Annotated in this window: 15 protein-coding genes and 2 pseudogenes; 5 read left to right on the top strand and 12 right to left on the bottom strand. The window is 65.9% G+C overall.

Features of this window, described 5'->3' with window-relative positions; genetic code table 11:
* Positions 1–371: 371 nt before the first annotated feature.
* From LLH23_01755 to LLH23_01710, 10 genes are all read right to left on the bottom strand, one after another.
* Complete coding sequence (locus tag LLH23_01755; protein MCE5237200.1) at positions 372–2,147, bottom strand: response regulator; 1,776 nt, start codon at positions 2,145–2,147, stop codon at positions 372–374.
* The gene (locus LLH23_01750; GenBank protein MCE5237199.1) at positions 2,144–2,518 is read right to left on the bottom strand and encodes a response regulator; all 375 of its coding nucleotides are present in this window, start codon (positions 2,516–2,518) and stop codon (positions 2,144–2,146) included. The genes LLH23_01755 and LLH23_01750 overlap by 4 nt, the downstream gene beginning before the upstream one ends.
* A 97-nt stretch (positions 2,519–2,615) precedes the next feature.
* Entirely contained in the window at positions 2,616–4,871 is a 2,256-nt protein-coding gene (locus tag LLH23_01745; protein ID MCE5237198.1) for a response regulator, read from the bottom strand.
* A gap of 881 nt (positions 4,872–5,752) precedes the next feature.
* Complete coding sequence (locus LLH23_01740; GenBank protein MCE5237197.1) at positions 5,753–6,022, bottom strand: ATP-binding protein; 270 nt, start codon at positions 6,020–6,022, stop codon at positions 5,753–5,755.
* A 444-nt stretch (positions 6,023–6,466) separates the two neighbouring features.
* Positions 6,467–7,555: a hypothetical protein gene (locus tag LLH23_01735; protein ID MCE5237196.1), complete on the bottom strand. Its 1,089-nt coding sequence runs from the start codon at positions 7,553–7,555 to the stop codon at positions 6,467–6,469.
* On the bottom strand, positions 7,510–7,917 hold the full coding sequence (locus tag LLH23_01730; protein MCE5237195.1) for a hypothetical protein: 408 nt from the start codon (positions 7,915–7,917) through the stop codon (positions 7,510–7,512). Before LLH23_01730 ends, LLH23_01735 begins: the two co-directional genes overlap by 46 nt.
* A gap of 58 nt (positions 7,918–7,975) precedes the next feature.
* Positions 7,976–9,727 carry a hypothetical protein gene (locus tag LLH23_01725; GenBank protein MCE5237194.1) on the bottom strand — a complete coding sequence of 584 codons (1,752 nt, stop codon included), beginning with the start codon at positions 9,725–9,727 and terminating at the stop codon, positions 7,976–7,978.
* Between the two features lie 89 nt (positions 9,728–9,816).
* Positions 9,817–10,536, bottom strand: coding sequence for a hypothetical protein (locus tag LLH23_01720; GenBank protein ID MCE5237193.1), 720 nt, complete (start codon positions 10,534–10,536; stop codon positions 9,817–9,819).
* Positions 10,537–10,867: 331 nt separating this feature from the next.
* A complete protein-coding gene (locus tag LLH23_01715; protein MCE5237192.1) occupies positions 10,868–12,211 on the bottom strand; it encodes a neutral/alkaline non-lysosomal ceramidase N-terminal domain-containing protein in 1,344 nt (447 codons plus the stop codon).
* Positions 12,212–12,240: 29 nt separating this feature from the next.
* On the bottom strand, positions 12,241–13,062 hold the full coding sequence (locus LLH23_01710) for a sugar phosphate isomerase/epimerase (GenBank protein MCE5237191.1): 822 nt from the start codon (positions 13,060–13,062) through the stop codon (positions 12,241–12,243).
* A gap of 259 nt (positions 13,063–13,321) precedes the next feature.
* Here LLH23_01710 and LLH23_01705 point away from each other — a divergent pair, with 259 nt between their 5' ends.
* Positions 13,322–14,095 (top strand): hypothetical protein, encoded by a 774-nt coding sequence (locus LLH23_01705; protein MCE5237190.1) that lies wholly within the window; start codon positions 13,322–13,324, stop codon positions 14,093–14,095.
* A gap of 295 nt (positions 14,096–14,390) precedes the next feature.
* On the opposite strand, the gene LLH23_01700 is transcribed toward LLH23_01705, so the two are convergent.
* Complete coding sequence (locus LLH23_01700; protein MCE5237189.1) at positions 14,391–15,206, bottom strand: alkaline phosphatase family protein; 816 nt, start codon at positions 15,204–15,206, stop codon at positions 14,391–14,393.
* Between the two features lie 137 nt (positions 15,207–15,343).
* Here LLH23_01700 and LLH23_01695 point away from each other — a divergent pair.
* A pseudogene (locus LLH23_01695) lies at positions 15,344–15,472 on the top strand (transposase).
* Between the two features lie 858 nt (positions 15,473–16,330).
* Here the strand turns inward: LLH23_01695 and LLH23_01690 are convergent.
* On the bottom strand, positions 16,331–17,173 hold the full coding sequence (locus LLH23_01690) for a 4Fe-4S binding protein (protein ID MCE5237188.1): 843 nt from the start codon (positions 17,171–17,173) through the stop codon (positions 16,331–16,333).
* A gap of 254 nt (positions 17,174–17,427) precedes the next feature.
* On the opposite strand from LLH23_01690, the pseudogene LLH23_01685 reads away from it, so the two are divergent.
* From LLH23_01685 to LLH23_01675, 3 genes and pseudogenes are all read left to right on the top strand, one after another.
* Positions 17,428–17,604 (top strand): annotated as a pseudogene (locus LLH23_01685) (helix-turn-helix domain-containing protein).
* Between the two features lie 1,310 nt (positions 17,605–18,914).
* The gene (locus LLH23_01680; protein MCE5237187.1) at positions 18,915–19,709 is read left to right on the top strand and encodes a hypothetical protein; all 795 of its coding nucleotides are present in this window, start codon (positions 18,915–18,917) and stop codon (positions 19,707–19,709) included.
* Positions 19,710–19,897: 188 nt separating this feature from the next.
* The gene (locus LLH23_01675; protein MCE5237186.1) at positions 19,898–20,596 is read left to right on the top strand and encodes a hypothetical protein; all 699 of its coding nucleotides are present in this window, start codon (positions 19,898–19,900) and stop codon (positions 20,594–20,596) included.
* Positions 20,597–20,804: the final 208 nt, after the last annotated feature.

The raw sequence follows: 20,804 nt of genomic DNA, 5'->3' as shown, positions 1-20,804 counted from the left end.
CGGCAGCCAGCAACACAATGCGGCTGCGCAACACCATGCGTTGCGGCGCGGTCTGCTGACGAACGGTCTTCTCAAGGTGCGCACGATCAGCGTCGGATAGGACAATCGGGACGGCGCGTGGGCCAGGCATGCATCACTCCTCCGCGGTGATGCTCTGCCTATTCTACAGCGACTCCGAGATCCTTTCCTAACTGTATCGGTATTTTATTGACAGAACACTAGCTGGCCAGCGAGGAGTGCCGGGAGTTGGCGACGACGGCCCGACGCTTTGCCTTTGCCGGCCTCACTGTGCGGCGCAGCCTGGCTCCAGGAGTCCACGCTCACCCCGAACCGACCGTCGGCTCACTCAGACCGAAGAGACTCCCCCGACTTCAGGATGGTTCAGCAACCAGATGGGGTTCGCGAGAAGAGCAGCCCAGAGGAATCGCCAGAGAGAAGACGCTGCCGACCCCAAGCTCGCTCTCCACCCAGATGCGCCCACCGTGGGCCTCGGCTACCATTTTGCAGAAGGTCAGACCCAGGCCGGTGGACATCTTCCGCCCGGCCTGGCGCGTCTCGACCTGCCCGAACTTCTCGAAGATACGCTCGAAGGCGTCTCTCGGGATGCCCTCCCCCGTGTCACAGACCGCGAAGCAGACGGTCCCGTCGGCCGCATCGTGGCGCACGGACAGAGTGACTCCGCCCTGGGGCGTGAACTTGATCGAGTTGCCCAGTAGGTTGACCAGCGTCCGTCGCAGCTTGTCCTCGTCGGCTGCCAGCGCTGGCACCGGCTGCTCGACCTCAAGTCGGAGATCAAGCCCCTTCTTGCGGGCCAGCGTCCCCACCTGCTTCACGCAGCGTTCCGCCAGCCCGGCGGGGTCCAGCTCAGCGCGCTCCAGCTCGAGCGAGCCGGTCTCCATTTTGCTGATGTCGAGCAGGTCGTTGATCATGCCCAGCAGCGTTCCGCACCCCCCGATGGACATGGCGAGCATCTCTTGCTGGAGGTCGTCAAGCTCGCCCATGCTTCCCATGGTCTGCAGGGCGGCCATGATGGAGGCCAGGGGAGTCCGCAGGTCGTGCACGATCATGCCGGTGAGACTGTCGCGCAGCGACTCCAACTCCCGTAGCTGGTCGTAGCTCGCCTGCAACTGCCGGTGCAGCTCAGCCTGACCGTCGCGCAGGTGCTTCTTCTCTACGCACGCACCGGCCCGGGCCCGCAGTAGGACAGGATCGAACGGCTTGGGCAAGTAGTCCTCAGCCCCGAGTTCGATGCATTGCACAACGCTCGCCATATCCTCCAGGGCTGAGACCATGATGACGGGGATGTCGCGTAGCTCGGCATCGGCCTTGAGGTGCTGCAGTACCGAGAACCCGCTCATGCCGGGCATGACGATGTCGAGCAGCACCAGGTCCGGACTGCACTCGCCGATCAACTGGATGGTCTGCCGGCCGCTGTCAGCCTCAACGACGGAGTAGCCTTCGCGCACCAGCCGTCGGCGCAGCACGTCACGGCTCATCTCGTTGTCGTCGACGACCAGCACCAGCCCGCCGGGCGTCTCGCTCGGCCTGGCGGCGGCTGTCTGACCGGCGCTGACGGCTGTTTGCACCAGGTCTACGAGTTCGACGTTCACTGGCGCCGGCTCGGCGCCGACAGCCTCTGCCCGCGTGAAGCCCACGAGGTTCTCGATGAGGCTCTCGAGCTTGCGGGCAGCCGTATGGATGCGCTCCAGATCCGGCAGCATCTCCTTACGGCCAATTGCCGGCGCATCCTCCTGTAGCAGCTCACAGTAGCCCACGATCGCATTCAGGGGGTCGCGGAGCTCGTGCCGGATCTGAGCGCCGGCCGCTGCCACGTCGAAGTCGCTCCCCCGTTCCTCGACGAGGTCGGCGTGCAGCACGCTGTTGATGACTTCCAGCAGGCCGCGTCCGGCGCCGATGATGTGCGCCAGGTCTGCGGCAACGCGCTGGTGTCGCTCATCGCGGTCCGCTGCCTCCTGGAGGTCGTCCAGGAGCATCTCGCCGTAGCCCAGGATGGCGTTGACAGGAGTCCGCAACTCGTGACGGAGGTGGCTGATGAGCGCGTCGTGAGCTCGCGCCTCATCCGCACCGGACGCGCCATCGCCTGGCTCCTGTCGGTCGTCGCTTGCGGGCTTCTGGGGAGATGTCACTGTGAGCTCCCCTGCAGCAGGTCCTTCATCTTCCGGAGCAGACGGGGCAGTTCCACCGGCTTGATGTCGTAGTCGTCACAGCCGGCTGCCAGGGCCTTCTCACGATCCCCCGCCATGGCATGGGCCGTGAGGGCGATGACGGGGATGTGCGCCGTCTCCGGCGCGGCTCTCAGCCTGCGGGTAGCCTCCCAGCCATCGAGCACGGGGAGGCTCATGTCCATCAGGATCAGGTCCGGCTGTTCGGCCGTCCCCATCGTCACCCCCTGCGCCCCGTCCACGGCCGTAATGAGGTCGTAGCCCTCGCGCACTAGGCGGCGCGACAGCATGTCGCGGTTTTCCTCATTGTCCTCGACGAGCAGGATCCTTGGCACCGTCAAACCCTCCAGTCAGGAATGAAGGCCCGCCCTGCACCCCGGCACACTGCCACGGCAGCGGACGTTGCCACCGTCACTCGTCCTGGGCTCGGTGTCAGTCGGTCTCCCTGCTGCGCGTGGGGATCAACCGACCAATGACCCGCAGTAGTTCCTCGCTGCTGTAGGCGCCCTTCTGCATGACCTGCTGCGCCTGGTGACTGAGTCGCTCCCGGTCCTCGTCGGTCAACTCCTTGGCCGTGACCACAACCACCGGCAGCGCCTGCCACTTCTCACGGGTGCGCACCACCTCGAGGAACTCAAAGCCATCCATGACCGGCATGAGCAGATCCAGCAGGACCAGGCCGGGCTCCATATCCGCCATCCGCTGCAGGGCCGCGTGGCCGTTCTCGGCCTCCACTGTCGTCCAGCCGCCTCTCTCCACGGTCCGCCGCAGCATCTCGCGAGCGCCCGGCTCATCATCCACAATCAGGATCGGGTGACCACATACCTCGTGACGGTAGCGGTCCAGCACCGCCAGCAGGCGGCTGCGGTCCACCGGTTTGGTCAAGTACTCCGTAGCCCCCAGGGCATAGCCCATGTTCTGCTCTTCCAGCACGGTCATCACCACGACCGGGATGTCGGCCAACTCGGAGTCAGCCTGCAAAGCCGTGAGCACGGCCCAACCGTCCATTTCCGGCATGAGCACATCGAGGGTGATGGCGTGGGGCCGCGCCTCGCGCGCGAGCTCCAGGCCCTCTCTGCCGCTCCTCGCGGTCAGCACCTGATAGCCCGCTCGTCCCAGGGCGCGCTGTATCCACTCCAGAACGCTCGGGTCGTCATCAATGGCCAGGACGCGGGTGGCTGTTCCATCCAGCACCGGCTCCGCCAGCGGCACCTCGACAAGTCCCGGCACTTCGTGCACGGTCGGCGCGGCCTCGATCGGCAGCCGGATTGTGAAGATGGAGCCCTGTCCGGGTTCGCTGACGACCGCGATAGACCCGCCGAGCATTTCGCAGAAGCGTCGCGTGATGGTCAGCCCCAGGCCGGTGCCACCATAGTCGCGGGTGGAGGAGGCGTCGGCTTGTGTGAAGGGCTCGAAGATCTTGCCGATCTGCTCGGGCGTCATGCCGATGCCGGTGTCCGCGACGGCGAAGACCAGCCAGTCACCCGCCGGTTCGTGCTCGCGCGTCACCTCCAGCGTCACTGTGCCCTGGCGCGTGAACTTGCAGGCGTTCGACAGCAGGTTGAAAAGGCACTGGCGCAGCCGCGTGAGGTCGGTGTACATGCTGCCCAGTTCGTCCGCCAGCCGTAGCTCCAGCCGGTTCTCGTTCGTGTCCGCGAGGGGAGCCACCGTGCTGACGACCTCTTGTACCGTGTGCAGCACGTCAATGCTCTCGAGGTAGAAGTCGATCCTACCGGCCTCAATCTTCGACAGGTCCAGGATGTCGTTGATCAGAGTTAGCAGATGCTTCCCGGCAGCGTGGACCTTTCGCAGGTCGGGCAGCATCTCCTGATAGCCCGAGTCCTCTGCCTCCTCCTCCAACAGCTCGCTGTAGCCGATGATGGCATTGAGGGGAGTGCGCAGCTCATGGCTCATGTTGGCCAGGAAGGTGCTCTTGGCTCGGCTCGCCGCCTCCGCATCTCGCTTGGCTCGGTACAGCTCTTCCTCCACCCGCTTGCGCCCGAAGAACTCCGGGATCGTGAAGGCCTCTGCCCCGCCTCTGGCGCGACTCTGCTCCGCGTACCGAGCGATGTGGTCCACGATCCGTCCCGGGGGCGCCATGATGAAGCGGCAGTGCTTGTCGCCCTTCGCTTTGCACTCGACTTCGGTGGCAACCAGTTGAATACCGAAGCTCTCCTCACACCACCCCGACGAGTAGCCCGCGTTCATCACGCACACCGGGAACGTGGTCTGTCGACCTTTGGTCAGCCAGGAGTGCGACTCGAAGGAGAAGGGGTGGTCGTAGATGAGGTAGAAGTCGTTGTCGGGCGAGGGGCTGGACTCGGGGAGGATGTCTACGAAGGCCCAGCCGGAGTACGCGAAGTGCACGGGGCCCGCCGAGAGCTTCTCGATAGGGTCCACCAAGCCCATTTTCTGGTGGAAGACCTTGGCATCGGCCTTCCCGATCGCGTGGGCGACATCGAATAGGAAGCTGGCGGCGATGCTGGCCGCTGCCGCTTTGCCGCGGTCAGCGTAGAGCGCCATCACGAGGTCGAAGAACTCGACCGACATCGACGCTGCGCGCACCAACACGTAGCGCTCCCCGCCGATCTCGATGGTGCCCTGCTGCGGCGTCTCCTGCTTGTCGGCGAAGTACTCCGCGACGTGCCGCTGTGCTACGTCGAATATGGGGCGGAACTGGTCCGGCACGGCCACCGTATCCCCACGCGCAGCCGGATGCGCAGGGGCCCCCACGGACCCGTCGCCGTTCCCCTCGCCTTGCGCCATTTGCTGGCGCAAGGCCCTCAGTTCCGCTATGAGCTCCGCCTTTGTCTTCCGCTCATCTGTCATGCGCCACCTCTGCCCGGACCGTCCTCAGGGCACCAAAAGAGCTGGACGGAGGGGCGTTGCACACGCCCGCTCCTGCGGGGCGGCATCCCGAGCAATCAGCGACAGTAAACAGTAACAGGGAGAACAGTGGCTGCGTGGCGCATTAGGCCAGAGAGGGGCGCACTAAGCCGATACCCAAGTCCGCGCCCCCGTTCCGCCTTGCGCAGGCGAAGTTAGCACGCGAAGGGACGATATTGTAACCCAACGCTGCCCTGCCGTCAACTCCCATGCGTGATGGGTAGTTCGTGGCCCGGAACCCGTCCGGCGGGCACAACCCGCCCTCCATCCGGACATGGTAGGTCTTGCTTCCGGGGAACGCCTTCGTTTGCGCGTCGACGACGGACCGACGGCCTTCTCGGCTGACGACCCGGACCGACCTGGCGACTGCCGGGAAGTGGACCGGGAATCGCTCGAAGTCGGTGATGGTCTCGTAGGCCGCTGCCGGGGGTATGCGGACAAGCCACGTACCCTCCAGGGCGAGCGTGCGTATGGACCTACTCCTGACACGCGGAGGGCCTGTTCCTCTCGGTAGCCCGTAGCCTCTGTGGCCGTGGTGAACTCAGCCCTGGCAGGGGTTCGCCGGGAACCCCGTGCATACGCCCGTTGACAAGTGCGGTGGGTGGCAGCCGGAAACTGCGGCACCGGGTCCTACTGTTAGTGTACTTCCTCGATGGTCTGTTCCCCTGCCTGGTCTGGGCTTGTTAGGGCTGTTCGGGAGCGTGCCTCTTGAGGCGCTGCTTGCTTTCGCGGAGGCGGTAGCGCTCGCCATTGGCCTCGAGGATGTGGATCCGATGCGTCAGCCGGTCGAGCAGAGCGCCCGTCAAGCGCTCGCTGCCCATGGTCTCGGTCCACTCCTCGAAGGGCAGGTTGGTGGTCACGATCAGGCTGGTGCGCCCGTAGGCGCGGTTGACGACTTCGAAGGGCAGTTCGCCGTCGGCCCTGGAGCAAGACACGTAGCCCAGTGCATCCAGTACCAGCCGGTCCGGCGGCCCCCACCAACGGCGGAATCGGCACTACCGCAGGCACTCCCAGGCTGCGATCGAGGGTCCACCCCGGCACCATCGCGGAGGCCGACGCTATGCACGGGTGCTGGCTCCCCCACGGGGAAGCCACCTGGATACATAACGTCCAGGCCTTCGAGATCGCCCCGCCGCTGGCGATCCGGTTCTGACTTCGCCATCAGGCTGCCAGCGACACTCTCCGCGCCGCCTGAGGCCTGTCAGGCCGCGGGGCCTCAGAGGCGTTCGGCTGCGCCACACGTACGGACTCAGGAGAGCCAAGCCTCGCCTGACGACGGCGTTGCGCTGGACGCCGGGAAGCCACTGCTCCCCTCCCCCAAGTCGGAATCGGCGACCATTCCCGCCCGGACCTCCGACACTGCATCAAGGTCCAGACAGGGGTGTCCAAGAGGGCAGCTACTCCTGAGCGAACATCTCCTCGAGGATCGCGACCGTCTCATCCACGATCTGCTGCCCGCCGGTCGGGGAGACCTTGCAGCTCGCCGGGACAGCCCCGTAGCTCAGGCCCCGCGCTGCCCGCTCCGTGGCGAGATACGAGCCCCCGACGGTGAGCTGTACCACGAACGTCTGCAGCGCCGGCGAGCGGCCCTTGATCCGGTCGCCGTAGTCGAGGTAGTACTCGAACGGCGCGGTGGCGAACGCGATGTCACCCAGGCGCAGCACGTTGATTTCGGCTGGCACTGTGGGCACCGGGTTCTCATAGCGCCGCGCCGCGCCCTCGCACCAGATCACGTGCGAGCGCAGCGACGAGTACTCGCCCCCGAGCGGGTCGCTGTCGCCCAGCTCCGCGAGCCGGGCCTGCGCCTGTGCGAGCTGCTCCTGCAGCGTGTCATACTCCGCGTCGGTGACGTGCCAGTGCTCCAGGTCGAGGAGGCGACTCTCGTGCCGGATGACCGCCTCGTCGCACAGGTCCTGGCGCACCGCGGGTTCGACGTCATCCATGGCCGCGGCGAGGCGGCGCGCGATCTCGGTCCGCAGCGCGGCGTTGAGCGGGCGCCCGACGCCGCCCCCGTACTTGAGCTGCAGCATGCGGTCCTCGGCGCTCTTGGCGATCTGGCGGTGTGGGCTCTGGTCGCCGGCCGCGGAGCACTGGGGCAACACGAACAGGCCGCTCCCGTGGCGCCGCCGGAGCTCCTCGCGGACGTCATGCCAGAAGTCGGCCGAGACGAAATCCTGCCCGCTCTCGCTGGCCTGCGACGGGCAGGGCACGTTCATCAGCACGCCCGTCAGTTGCCGCGCCGCGTCGTACGTGAACAGCATGTTCACGCCATGGTCCACGTGCCCCTCGATATGCGAGAACTCCGGCACGCTGGTGCTGCCGTACATCTTCGCGCTGTCATCGAAGTAGCGCACGCGCCGGTTCTCGCCCACGACAGCGTGCCCGTAGCCCCACCCGACATGCCCCTCCGTCCGTGACTGCCAGGCCCCGCTGACCGCCGTCACCAGCGCCCCCGTGAGCAGTTCTGTGTACTCGGCGATGGACATGAAGTCGGGGTACTTCTCGCGCGCGGGGCGAGATACTCCGCGTCAGTGTGCCAGCCGCTACCCGACACGCAGGGCGCCGTGTGCGTGTGGGTGGCGCTGACGATGAGTCTGGCCGGGTCGAAGTCCGGGAGCCGTTCCGCCAGCGTCGCCCGGGCGGCGCTCAGCACCTCGGGCCGGACCGCGCAGATGTCCATCGAGACGATCACGGCATGGTCGTCGCCATTGTCCACCGCCAGGGCCGTCAGGGTCAGCGGATCCTGGACCCGCGTGGCCAGGCGCAGGTTGAACTGCCCCCACAGGGCCACCGGCACGCGCGGCGTGATGTCCTGCTGTGACCAGCCGATCCGGATCTTGGTGCTCATGTGCCGTCTGCCTCGGTTCTGTTGGGATGGGCCCGCTCGTGGGCTTCACAACGGGCCGTCAGAGCACGACGGCCGCGTACCCATCTATCGTGTCTACCTCGACCACCCGCCGGGTGCAGGTATCACCGTCATTCTCCCAGATCGTGAGCGGGGAGGGGCCGTCCGTCTGCCCGCACAGCTCACAGCGCAGTCCCTCCTCGGTCAACTCGGCGCGGACCAGGCGGGAGTCGAGGAGCCGCTTGCAGATGATACCCACGTACTCGCGTCCGGCGTATTCCACGTCCCAGCCGTCCAGGCCACGGATGATCGAGTTCACCACAGTCTCCCAGTCCTGCAGACTGATGGCGTTGATGCGCTCCTCGTGGGTGAAGAGCAGCCCGTAGCCCATGGCATCCACGCCAACCTTGAGGTTGGCTATGCCCGCCTGCGCGGCCTCGGCCAGTCTCGGAACATCGGACTCGCCGATGAACGGTGTCCGCCCCAGCAGGATGTCACCGGTCCTCCGCTCCTTGCCAACTGGCGCGGCGCCCGCCCAGATCATGGTCAGTCCCGGATGTTGCGGGCAGCGATCCCTGGTCATGCCATAGCGCCCGGCTTCGCTTCGAATGCCGTAGGGGCGCGGTCGCCATACCGGCTGGTTGCCGAAGAGCTGGCCCATCGCGCACGTGTTGCACGGCATGTCCACGCCGCGATCGAGGAAGAGGGGCACGGCGGGCCAGGCAACCTCGCCGAAGTGCGCGTTGAGCACCCGGCTGTGGCGAATGCCGGCCTTTGCGAAGGCCTCATCCATCCGCCGGTAGTTGCGGTAGATGGTCTCCATGGGCAGGGCCAGGCCAGTGTCGTGGTCCATGGACAGGCCCTCGTAGAGGGTCCGGGTGCCGCCGCATGACAGATCAGGCTTGTCGGGCAGGACCGCAAAGGGTTTGTAGTCTGGGCGCGCCATATAGAAGTCGTCACGGAAGGCGTGCATCGAGATGTCGGCTCCGCCGGCGTCATACAGGCGCTTCACCGCCGCCCAGTCGGTGGGGCCCATCTCGTCTATGTACAGGCCCAGATTCGGGGCGATGCCGTAGCGATTCAGCACCCGCACGTAATCGAAGGCGCTATAGGTGCCATTGCAGTCATCGTGGCGCGCGGTGATGTAGGGCGGCAGACAGCGCATCGGGAAGGGCTTGGCGGCGGCCCAGACCAGCGAACGCCACATCAGGCCGTCAATGCCGCGGACATGGCCGAAGACGCCCTCCGCATAGAGCTTCTCACCGGTACCGAAGATGACGACACGGCCCTGTCCAGCGGGCCGCGAGGCCACCACGGTCTGACCCTGCGCGTCGGTCAGCAGCGCTTCCCAACCCTCGGCTGCGGGCAGCGAGAGAACCGCGATCTCCTCCCCCAACTCGATCTCCTCCCCCGCCTCGTGGCCGAAGGTGATGAACGAGGCCTCCGAGGCGAAGCGGAGCACGCCCGTGCGCGTCTCGCCAAGGTCTGCCGGCAGGAGGGCGCGCAGTGCCCCCGGCCACTGCTGGGCCTGCCGGTCGAGGCTCACCAGGCCAGCACCGCGGTTGATGGCGTCGGCAATCTGCTGGGCCGCCTCCGGCTTGAGCGACTCCCCAGCGCCATCATGGGCGAGGACGTAGAGCGCGCGGGGTGCGATGTAAGCCGGGATCGTGCCCATGGTGTCCCCTCCGTCGAGGACTTCCCACGCCACCCCAAAGTGATCTAGAGCAGCGAATACAGTCTGATCGGCGCTGCGCCGCTCGGCGGACTTGCGGCTGTCAAGCACTACAAGTACGGTCCGGTTGCCTGCTGCCATCGTTTCACCTGCTTGTGATGCTCCTGATGGAGCTGCCCACGCAGCCGGATGAGGGCCGGCGGCCACACTCCCGCCACTGCCACTGGCGCCTACTCCGGCAGGTATGAACACAGGTCCGCGTTCTTGAGGAAGAAGCGCACTTGCTTGTCGCCCTCGGCTTGCCCCGAAGGCAACTGGGCCGTCTGCCATGTCAGCACATGTCGGACGGAGTCCCCTTTGAAAGGCACACAGTCGTTGCGAGAGAAGCCAGCGATGACCTGGTTCTCCGAGTCCAGCAGCTCCGCCACGACGTAGCCGCCAGGCTTCACTGCGGCGTTTGTCGTCACTCGCGGCTTCGTCATTACCTCGCGCCGCGAGATCAGCCATCCCTCCTGGGCCAAGGCCTGCAGGCTGCAGAAGCCGTCCAGGCGCAGTGTCGCCAGGCCTGTGGCAGCCTTGGGGAAGCCTGCTGCCTGGTTGTGCGGTCCGGGGAAGCCACCGTAGAAGAACAGCAGCCGGCCGCCGAACTGGACTGGCTCCTTGGCGGGAATGGCCATGCCGGCGTCAGACTCACCTTCTGCGCCCAGGGGCAGGAACGGTGCCCGCGCGGGCGGCCGCGTCCAGTTCACCAGGTCCCAACTCCAGGCCAATTGGGCGTCCATCATCCAAGGGCCGTCGCGCTCCACCTGGTACATTCGCGCATCAGTGTAGCTGCCGTACTTGAACCAGCGCGCATGGTGGATCCACGGCAGGGCGAGATAGAGGCCCTGATAAGGGAAGGCAGAGATGCCGTAGGTCTGCGTCGCGTCAGGGTCGTTGTCATCGGCCACGAAGACCGGTCCCCCGACAGGCTTGCTCCAGACAAGCCCGTCCGGTGACCACGCAATGCCTGCCGCTCGACCACGAACGCATCGAGAAACAGCCGTCGCCACGGTCCCCGCGCCGGGCCCACAATGAGGTTCGGCTCCTGAGGCGCCGGTTGCGCGAGGGCTGCGGCCAAAACAGAACCCATCAGGAACAGGCACACAGACAGAGACGGCGACACAGCATCCACCTTCTTCTCCACACATGCGCGGCTGGCCTCAGGCCGCTGGATCGCCGTCTCAGACCTCTGGGCACGTCCGGTCGTCTTCCTCGCCGCCGCGGTGATGGAGCCTTCGCTTATGCGCAGGTGGCGTTAGCCTCCCCGACCACGCTGATCATGGCCGCCACCAGTTCATCCTCCACAGACGGCGCCAGGGGCGGGCAGCCCACGAGGTAGGGCACGATCTGCGCCGCGTAGTTGCCGGGGAGGTCAAACGATTCGCGTTCAGGAGCGTAGCACGAGGCGCCGTTGCACAGGCTCATCACCAGTACAGGCGTCGCGAACTCCGCCTGAACACGCACCCGATAGCGGCGCATGATCTCGAAGGGCGCGCCGACGACGGTCACGCCGCCCAGACGCAGCGCCTGCACCTCCACCGTCTCGTCAAAGACCTCTCCGCGCGCCTGGCGCGACAACTCTCGCCGCAAGGCTACGGTCCGCACCGCCGCCGCTCGCATCTCCCCCGCCTCGTCTGCAGCCCCCGGAGCCTTGGTCACGGCCTCCCAGGCTGCCAGCTCCTCCCGCAGTCGCTCGACTGGCACGGGAGCGCGCGTGAGTGGAAAGCGCCTGCTCACGGCGTTCACCCCATCGCCTGCCAGCGGCGTTGCTCGGTTCAGGCCCTCCCGAATCTGCCGGGTATAGCGCGAAGCGATGACGTCCAGTGCCAGCAAGGACTCCTGCTCGCCGTGATGCACGACACACGAGTTGATGTTGCCTTCGCAGCCCTGCAGGAACAGCCCCATGCTGCCGGGATGCTCGCGCTCGAGCAGACCCGTTGCCACCGCCGGGAAATCGCCGTGAATGTAGAGATTGCTGGCCGATCCGACGACGGGGTGGCACGAGAAGTACGAGGCGAAGCCTCGCAGTCCCCGCTCTCCCTGCAGGCGCAGGACGTGGGCCTCGGTGTCGGTGAGCTCGGGCATCGCCGGCCGCCAGTCCTCGCGCAGGGCTTCTGCGAGCGAGGGTCGCGCGTCATACTCGCGGTTATAGCCAATGCCTTCGCAGGGCACGACAGCATGACGCAGCTCAGCCGGTCCAAGGTCATCCAGCGCTCGCAGGGCCGCCTCCGCAAGCCGTACCGGCAGGACTTCCAGATACGCCATATCCGGCTCGCCCTGGCCGATGCCGAACTTGGTGGCCGGCCCCGAGTGCGTGTGGGTGCAGTGGTAGCAGACGTGCGCAGCCGGCACCCCGGAGGCCGCCGACACCCGCTCGCGCGCCTCCTGCACCAACTCCTGCGACAGGCCGACGAGGTCACAACTGACCAGGACGCACGTGTTCGTGCCATCGGACACTGCCAGCGCCCGTGCACACAACGGCGTGCGCACAGCCTTCGCGTGGCGATGCAGGAAAGGACCAAACCCGTACAGTTCGACCCCGAGACGCGGGGTGATGTCAACCTTGGCAAGACCGTAGTTCATGGTCCGACGCTCCTGTTGGTCACCGCCTGCTACAGCGTTAGGTACGTTCCTGCCGCCTGACCAATCGCGTTCAGGTTCCCTGCCAGGTCAAGCTCAGTGTCTCGTGCTTCATGCATCAGACAGCCCTGGTAACCGATGTCGTCAAGCCCCGCCACGAAATCGGCCCAGTCCACGACCCCCTTGCCCGGCACCCAATGGCGCTCATCAACGCCATCGTGATCAGAGATATGCAGCGTCTCGATGCGAGTGCCCAGGGCGCCGAGGGCCTCACGGGCGCCTTCATAGAGGGTGATGTGGTTGACGTCAAAGCACACCCGCACGTCACCGTCGACGTGGTCAAGGATGTATCGCATCTCGGCACTGCGATTGCCCAGACACGTACGAGGCAGAAGCTCCAGGGCCAGGGCTATTCCGCGTCTTGAGGCCTGCCTCGCAAGCTCGCTGAGACTGCGGATGCACAGGTCCAGTCGTTGCGGTCGCTCCTCATCGACAATCGGTTCGCGGCTGCCGTGCACCACCACTCTCCCCGCCGACAGCTCAACTGCCGCATCCAGCGTCTCGATGACGCATTGCGCGGAGGCGAGCCGCACGCTGTCATCGCGGTCGGAGATGTCCGTGGTGCCGAACGGCGCGTGGCAACTCCAGATGGAGACGCCACAGTCAGCGGCTGCCCGCTTCACTGCAGCGAGACGCTGCCGGTTGGTGCGGTCGCGATCGCTCTCGTCACAGAAGTACTCGATGTGGCTGATACGCGTTCCCTGCAGCGCGCGGATACCGTCCAGCTCCGAGTTCGGCCCCAGAGTGCTGCGGAACAGAGACGTGCTTACCCCCAAAGGCCGGTTGCGTTGCATGGAGCGAAGCCTTCTTCCCATGTGAGTGGCACAGGCGCGATGTCGAGCAAGATGGATGGGAGCCAACTTCCCCCGGGACGCCGCCGCACCTCCCCCACGCTGCTATGTTGGTTTCTTCCCGGAGAGGCAGGTGCTAACCGGGGGAGAACCACCAGGCAGGACGACGAAGTCACTGTGCAAGTGCGAGCCCTGGCAACTGCGGCCCAGCGACCTGGCTAGCCCGCGTGGCTCGTCAGCAGCTCTAGGAGTAGGAGGCCCCATGGCAGATGACGGCAAGCCCGTCATCCTGGTCCATGGCGCGCTGGCAAACTATGCCCTGCGCTATGTGGGGATTCCAGACGACTTCACTGCGCTCTCGGCTGACTACTTCGGGGTCTTCGGCACGCTGCTCCAGCGCCCGCGAGCGGAGAGCTTCGTCGCCACTCTGTCCAACGGGGCCTCCGGGGACATCAGCAACGTAGACGTCATGGGGCGTGCCACCAACCGCAACGACCACTACCAGCACTGCGAGCGTGCAGCGGCCATCGTAGGCGCCAACGCCCTGTGGCCATGGGACGGGGCGGAGTCCATCGGCGAGGCGCCCGTGGCCGGGGTGCTGGCCGAAGTGACACTCGACCCACGCCCGCCCGCCACCGCGGAAGAGCTCGCCATGGCTCAGGACATCGAGGACCGCCTCGCCGCGGACGAGCCGGTCCTGATGGGTGGGCGGTCGTTCCAGCGCCGCGTCCGCCGCTTCGAGGCCGAGTCGCCCCGGGCTCACGCCACGGTCGTGCAGGCTCTTCGCATCGGCGACCTCGCCCTGGTCGGTACACGCGGCGAGCCCTTCGTCGAACCGGGGCTGGAGGTCAAACGCCGTTCCCGCCTTGCCCAGACGATGGTGCTGGAACTGGCAAGTGATAGCGTAGGGTACACTCCAACCCGCCGGGCGTCCGAGGAGGGGGCCTACGAGCCCAGTTCCAGTCCGTACCTGCCCGGCTTCGGCGAACCGATCGTCGAGACAGCCGTGGGCCTGCTGGAGGAACTGGAGAGCTGAGGCGCCCGACAACGAGACCGTGGCATCTCCCGGTAGGTCGCCCTCCCCGGCCGGCGGCGAACTGAGATCTCGGAGCTACTCGCAGACCCGTTCTGCACCACCCACAGCCAGTGGCGCCTCGGTGCTTGCGACCACTCACTTGGAACCCTCAGGCTCATCACCCCGACGCGTTGGCCAGCGCAACGGCGGAGAGGCGCGACTTGCAGCGGCCGGCGCCGCGGCTCGGCAAAGCCCGCGATTGTGAGGCGTGCGGCGGGTCGCCGGTTGCGAGACGGCTGGTGGAGGCGCGGAAGGCTCAGTCCCGGGGAAGCAACGCCTCCGTGACGACCTTGCCCTCCCATTCGGCGCTCCGCGGCAGGCCCAGGAGGTGAGCTAGCGTCGTGCACGTGTCCCGCAAGTCCACTTCGCCCTCAAGCGCATGGCCGCAGCGGACCCCTGCCCCCCATAGCACCCACGGCACCAGCATGTCCTCGTCCGTCTCCGTCCCGTGGACCTTCTCATGGCCTCCGTGATCGGCCGTGACCAAGACAGCAGCGCTCTCCCGTCCTCCGAGCTGCTCCACGCAATCGATCAGCCGACCAATGCAGCCGTCTGCATTGGCGATGGCGTTCAGGTACGCCTCAGACATCCATCCCTCCCGATGACCAGCCAGGTCGAGATGCCCCAGGTACACAAACGCCAGCCCCAGGTCATACCGTCGAATACACTCGACTGCCACCTCGGTCACGCGGTCATCACCGGCGGGCACGTCCAACTCGCGCGAGAAGCAGGATACGTCCAGGCTGCCGGGATCAGACAGATCGCGCAACTGCTCCCAGTTGTAGAACGTGCCCGTCTTGAGGCCGACGGTGTGGGCCGCGTCAAGGAGGCTGGGTACAGGCCGCGCGAGCGGGTGAAAGGTGTTCGTGGTGACGCCGTGCCGCCCGACGCTCACGCCGCGCAGCATGGTCTGGTGGCAAGGTAAGGTCACCGAGGGCATGTCTGCGCGACAGGTCATGCTGCTCGCGCCGTCCGCGATCAGGCGGTCGAGAACAGGGGTATGAGTCAGGGCCAGCGCATCAGGGCGCAGGCCGTCGATGGAGATCAGCAGAGCGTGGGTGGTCTGGCTCATGGGGGAAGTCCTCCTTCGTGATGTGGGGTGCGGTGTCAACCGAGCGCGCTGAGTCCGGTGCTAGCTGGGCGGCAGGCATGGCCTGTCCCGTGTGCCGCCATGGGGGGCATGGCGGCCCCTGGGAGAACGGTTGCTGCGAGTCGCTCAACGGCCGTCTACGGGCAGAATGCCTCAACGAGCACTGGTTCCTCAGTCTGGCTGATGCCCAGGGGGAACTGGACGCCTGGCGCGAGGACTACAACGGCGAACGGCCGCATGGCTCCTTGAGGGATATGCCGCCTGCGGATTCCGCGAAACAGGCTGCTGAAGCACGAGGTGAGGGCAGCCCGGACGACGGCCACGACACGGCAGACGGGGCCCCCGAGACGGGCCCCAGACTACGTCTTGCAGGCTCAGAACTCTCACTCCGGGTGGTACCAAGACGGGGGCTAGAGCCCCCGGCACAGGGCACTCTCGGCTACGAGCACACATCAAGGGGCATGTCTGATAGCCCCCAAGACAGTGCCATTGTGCGCCGAACTGTATGCCTACTATTGACTGATGGCCCTCCAAATGCGACCAATGAAGGGCTTTGGGCAGCTGACCTTCTGTGATCAGCCAGTGTGGCGGGGGCCACCAGAACGAGGGGGCATTCCCTGTCGTTGCACCGTGACCCTTCTTCATCCTGGAGCCGGAACGGTACCGACTGACAGTGGCGCGCCGTCCCAGGCGCGCCCGACGATGGGCGGCAGCAGTCAAGAGTGGCGCAGCCCGCAGCCGTATATGGCGGAGACACCAGCGCGATGACGGGCCGGTCCCGACTGGCACTTGAGGCGCATCAACTCCCGACATGGGATGCGAGTTGACGCCAGGGGCAATGTCTATGTCATTGAGAGCGAGACCGACGAGGCCGCGAGGAGCGGTTGGTGCGGGTCTTCGGCCGTGTCAGAGCTCCCAGGGGGAATGACTGGTGGGAGGGACAGATCACACCCCGATGCCTGCGGTCTCGCCTGTGGACCGCACGGGCGCGTCAACATCGCCAATGCCGACCGCCCGGCGTCGGTCCTGATCCCCCGTCCCCGCTGACTCAAGACAAGGCCACGCGGTCTGCCGACGGCAGGAGGGCTCGCCCTGCTGTCCGGCGGTCACCACAGGTTTGCCGCGGCGGGCACTTCGGCGCGCGGCGTCAGCGCGATGGCGTTCTTGCTGCAGGCGCTGCGGCAGATGCCACAACCGTAGCAGGCGCGGGGCTCGACGAAGGCCTTCTTGTCGGCCGGGCCGAAACCGAGGGCGCCGAACTGGCAGGCTCGCATGCAGGCCCGGCAGCCGACGCACAGGTCGGGATCCACGTTCGCCACGTACTCCCCCCTGAACATCATCTTCAGGCCATAGCCGATGGTCGACTTCATGGCCAGGCAGTCGCGGCGGTCGCAGTTGCAGACCCCGCCGATGAGCGGGGTGATGAAGGTCCACACTGTATGGCACAAGCCCTCCTGCTCGTGTTCGCGGAAGGCCGCAACCGCCTCCTCGGCGGTCAGGTGGTCAAACTGGCTGGTATCAGGCCCGCCCATGTAGCTGCTGTCGAGGCCTTCGAGCAGTTTGAAGATGCCGCCACCGGGCGACAGGGCGACCCCGTAGCAGTAGCCCACCTCGCGCCCGACCGTCACCGTGCGGCAGATGCAGGGGACGCGCACGATCGAGCCCAGGAAGGCGAAGACCTGCGCGACATCCTCGAGGGGCAGGACCTGGCCGAAGTGCACACGCTTGCTGCGCCCTACGATGCGGGGCTTGAGCATATTCTGCACGATGGCCGGCGCCCGGGCCAGCTTCTCCAGCCCGACCACCGGGTCTCTCATTCCGCTCTCCGGAATGGCGAACGCCTTGCTGAACTGGCGGCGGCGCGCATCGCTGAGCAGATCATCAGAGTAGTTCTTGGCGTTGAGGTACCACTTCTTCCCATCGCCGTGCTGGTGACAGAACTGGCACATCAATACCACCTCCATGATCCAGACTAGTTGAGACGGATGATTCTTCGCCGGCGGAGGCGCGGGGGCCTGCCCGCGAAGGCTTCGCCGATGGTTCTTCTGCCCTGCTACGCCAACACTACGTATGGCACGAACGGCTACTCCGGAGAAGTGTGCTCCGCTTGCGCGGTATCATTGCTGACCTAGCCGTCCAGAACGGCTCCAGCTGCTATGTTGGTATGGAGGCAGCTGGAGGCGATGAAAGGGGTCGTCTGTCAATACCGAGCAAGCGTCACACGCCCGAACAGATCATCGGTGAGCTGCGGGACGCTGAAGTGCTGATCAGCCAGGGGGCCACCATTCCGCAGGCGGCCAAGCAGATCGGGATCACCGAGCAGACCTTCTACCGCTGGCGCCCCGAGTACGGCGGCGTGAAGCTGGATCACGCCAAGCGCCTCAGTGAGCCGCCGAGATCTCTCTGGACGCGGCTGCAGTCCGGCAGGGCTGTGTGCCACTGCGCTTCAACGCGCGAATCGGGGTAGCTCTGCAGCGTCATGGGTAACGAGTGAGGGGGATTTCCCCTGAGGGGGCACTGGCTGGACCTGCGAGGGCACTTCCAGTCCTTAGCTCACATCAGGAGGCACGTCTGATAGCCCCCAAGAGAGTGTCATCGTGAGCCGAACTATCTGCCCACCATTGACCGGTAACCCTCCAAGGATGACCAAAGACTGAGCTCTGGGCGGTCGGCCCTCTGTGATCAGTCCTTGTGCGGGGGGGGGCCAGAGACCAGGGGGTAGTTCCCCCTGCGGTGCGCGCGCCCTCCTCCGCGCCTCTGACCAGGCGTGTCCAGACGCGCCTACCCTCGATGGCGTGTTCCGTAGGCTGACACAGAAGAGCCGGCCCCCAACTGGCACGTTCCGAGGCGATCGGGCCAACTGTACTCCCAGCTGCTGATTCAACGTCGCGCGGGCCTTCCTATGAGCGTAAGGCTGAGATGCTGACCACACCGTTCGAGCAGGAGCATGGTATACAATAGCCGAACCTCGGAGTAGGGCCGTGGGCCGTTCGCACGATGGAGGACACCTATGCGTCGCTTCGCGCTGCAGGTGATCACACTGTTGCTGACCGCAGTAGTGGGAGCCTTCGCCCAGGATGAACCGGAAGGCACGCTGTGGGTCCGAGCCGTGTATACCGGCACCTACTCCAAACGAGATACGTGCCATGACACGGGCAAGTCCGGGCCCGTGAACACGTCGCAGGACAAGGTCTACGAGACCTGGGCAGGGATCACGCTGACCTTCACCGGCACGACCAACTGGCGTTACCGCCAGGGCGTGCCTTTCGAGATGAAGGAAGACTCCCGGGTGCTCTGCTCGGGCGGCGGTGGCCTCAGAAACCTGACCCGGTGCGTCGAAGCTGTCCCGCACGGGGGCGAGTTGGTTCCCTTCAGATACCAGACCATGGAGGACGGCAGCTGGACATACGCCGCCCCTACGAACCCCGCACGGAAAGGCGTCCCACCGTTGGCAAGCGGGATGGGCAGTGTAGTGCTGATGCTGCCGCTAAGCACGTATACCATCGTCCTGAGCCCCTTTCCGAATGTGGATCAGGTTGAGACCAAAGGGGCTGGACGTGGAGGATACGGCCCCAGCGCCGGCCGGGCGATCTCCACGACGAGGAGGACCGGGAGCACACCATTGCTCCCAACCTGTACCCGAGCGGCGCCCTCCGGCCTCCGCAGTTGGCTCAGGAGGGGTTTCACAAGGTGGAGCAGGAGCTTCACACCCTCAAGGACATGCGGGGCACCTGGGACCCCAAGCAGCCCGGCTTCTCGGTCTCGGGGCACCTCAGCAGGTCTGGCGGTCCGGGCACCAAGACCATCCGCGGGGAGCCGGTGAACCGGGGCGACGAGACGAGCACCGGTCTGGTCACCACCCTCACGGAGAAGTGGACCGCCGAGGTGAGCTGGACCTACAGCTACAACCGTTCCCCCGTAGAGGCGATCATCAAGCCGACGGGCGAGTACAAGAAGTGGATTCCGCCCGCGAGCACCAAGCAGGGGACGGCCGGGGGCACGATTAGCTTCAACGTCGAGCTACGGGACAAGAAGACCGGGGGCAAGCCCAAGAATACGACGGCGACCTTCCAGTTCAAGCTCCTGGAGACCAGCAAGGAGCCGGGCTCCTGCATGAACAGCCCGTGGAACGATACGGAGCCCGACCTGAAGATCCTCAAGGACGACAATGCCGGTCTGGAGAAGGTCGACCCGAACGGCCAGGGCGCCCGGAGCAAGCCAAAGCTCACGGAGTGCCCGATCACCGTCTCCTGCTTCGACGGCGGCGCGCACGGGCGGCTGCAGGTCGTGGCCGAACTGAGCGACGGCCCTCCCATCACTGCCATCCTCCAAGAAGACGATCGGACGGAAGTCGGCCTGCCCTACGACGAAGATGGCAATCACATTGCGGATGCCTGGGAGCAGGACAAGGGCGTCAGTGGTCAATCCGGCGAGGTGGATGACGAGCAGGCCCCCCCGGTGACCGCACCAGCGGCGACGGCCTGACGCTGTGGGAGGAGTACCGCGGCTTCCTCGAGGACGGAGAGTTCATCTGCGGCGACCCGAAGAGGAAGGACTACTTCCTCTGTGATACGGTCGGTGGGAATCTGAAACCTGGCATCCAACTTTTCAGAGATCTGTCGAAGCTCGAAGTCCACAGTGACCTGACGGTGGAGGAGTTGGGCACCTCCCGCGTGGTCAACCGCAACCACGCGCAGGGCCCGCACGTGGTCGACCAGCATGGGGTCCTCTTGGGGCAGCGAACCGGGAGCTCCGGTCGGTGCGAGGCGATCGGGGGACCGGCTACACCTAAGGGCATCACCGAGGTCGTGATTGATCCCGCAACGGAGACCCAGAGAACGATCGGCGCAAAGACGCACCGCGTTCTTGATTCCGTGGTAGCACACGAGCTGCTGCACACCTGCAATGTCTGGCACCACGGCCATTTCGATGCTCTGGTCTGGTGGCAAACAGAGAAGGACGCTGCCTCGGGGGCGACGGTGTTCAAGGAGTACAGCAGCAGAGACGCATTTCTGGCTGGTGCGCCGGGGCTGCTCGTTGTGGTGGAGTGCGAGGATGGTACGCCATTCAGGCCGTTAGGAGTCGGGCTCGGGGCACGCATTACTCTCGGGAACCAGCGCGGCCAGCACAGCGGCTGCGAGAGCTGCGTCATGCGCTATAGCTTTGCGGATGCAGCAGTGCCGAAGATCGGCAACGTGCGCTACTTCCTGACGGAATTCGGGCGGCAGGAGGAGCCCGGCGCTGGTCTGTGCACCACCGCCGTCGGCACGGGCGTAAACGCACCAAGCCGGTCGCCGCGGGCCCGGTACGGCAATGCCGCCGAGGGCCGGGGAAACTGCGCAGATCAGATCCGCGTGAACGACGCCTACTAGGTAAGGTGCGCGTTGGCGACGCCGAACTGCAGGAGGCTCTGGATGCCGCCCCTCGATCTCGTTTGGAGGACAGTCCGGACGGTGTCTCTGCTGGCGCTTAGCTGTGCCTGCGGGTGCCCGCAGGTGCAGGCACAGCAAGCGGCAGCTGCCCCTCCCCAGGCCGCCCCGCGCCTGGTCCTATCACCGTCGGTCTTTGGTGGATCGCCGC

It is taken from the genome of bacterium, from assembly GCA_021372615.1.
GTDB lineage: Bacteria > Armatimonadota > Zipacnadia > Zipacnadales > UBA11051 > JAJFUB01.
Note: the sequence above shows the minus strand (reverse complement) of the source record. Positions and strands in the feature narration are given on the sequence as shown.

Bases quoted from the DNA above. Each gene is read 5' to 3' on its own strand.
- LLH23_01735 (MCE5237196.1), bottom strand. From the start codon at position 7,555: ATGTCCATCGCCGAGTACACAGAACTGCTCACGGGGGCGCTGGTGACG.
- LLH23_01705 (MCE5237190.1), top strand. From the start codon at position 13,322: ATGGCAGATGACGGCAAGCCCGTCATCCTGGTCCATGGCGCGCTGGCA.
- LLH23_01710 (MCE5237191.1), bottom strand. From the start codon at position 13,062: ATGCAACGCAACCGGCCTTTGGGGGTAAGCACGTCTCTGTTCCGCAGC.
- LLH23_01700 (MCE5237189.1), bottom strand. From the start codon at position 15,206: ATGAGCCAGACCACCCACGCTCTGCTGATCTCCATCGACGGCCTGCGC.
- LLH23_01690 (MCE5237188.1), bottom strand. From the start codon at position 17,173: ATGTGCCAGTTCTGTCACCAGCACGGCGATGGGAAGAAGTGGTACCTC.
- LLH23_01730 (MCE5237195.1), bottom strand. From the start codon at position 7,917: ATGAGCACCAAGATCCGGATCGGCTGGTCACAGCAGGACATCACGCCG.
- LLH23_01715 (MCE5237192.1), bottom strand. From the start codon at position 12,211: ATGAACTACGGTCTTGCCAAGGTTGACATCACCCCGCGTCTCGGGGTC.
- LLH23_01725 (MCE5237194.1), bottom strand. From the start codon at position 9,727: ATGGCAGCAGGCAACCGGACCGTACTTGTAGTGCTTGACAGCCGCAAG.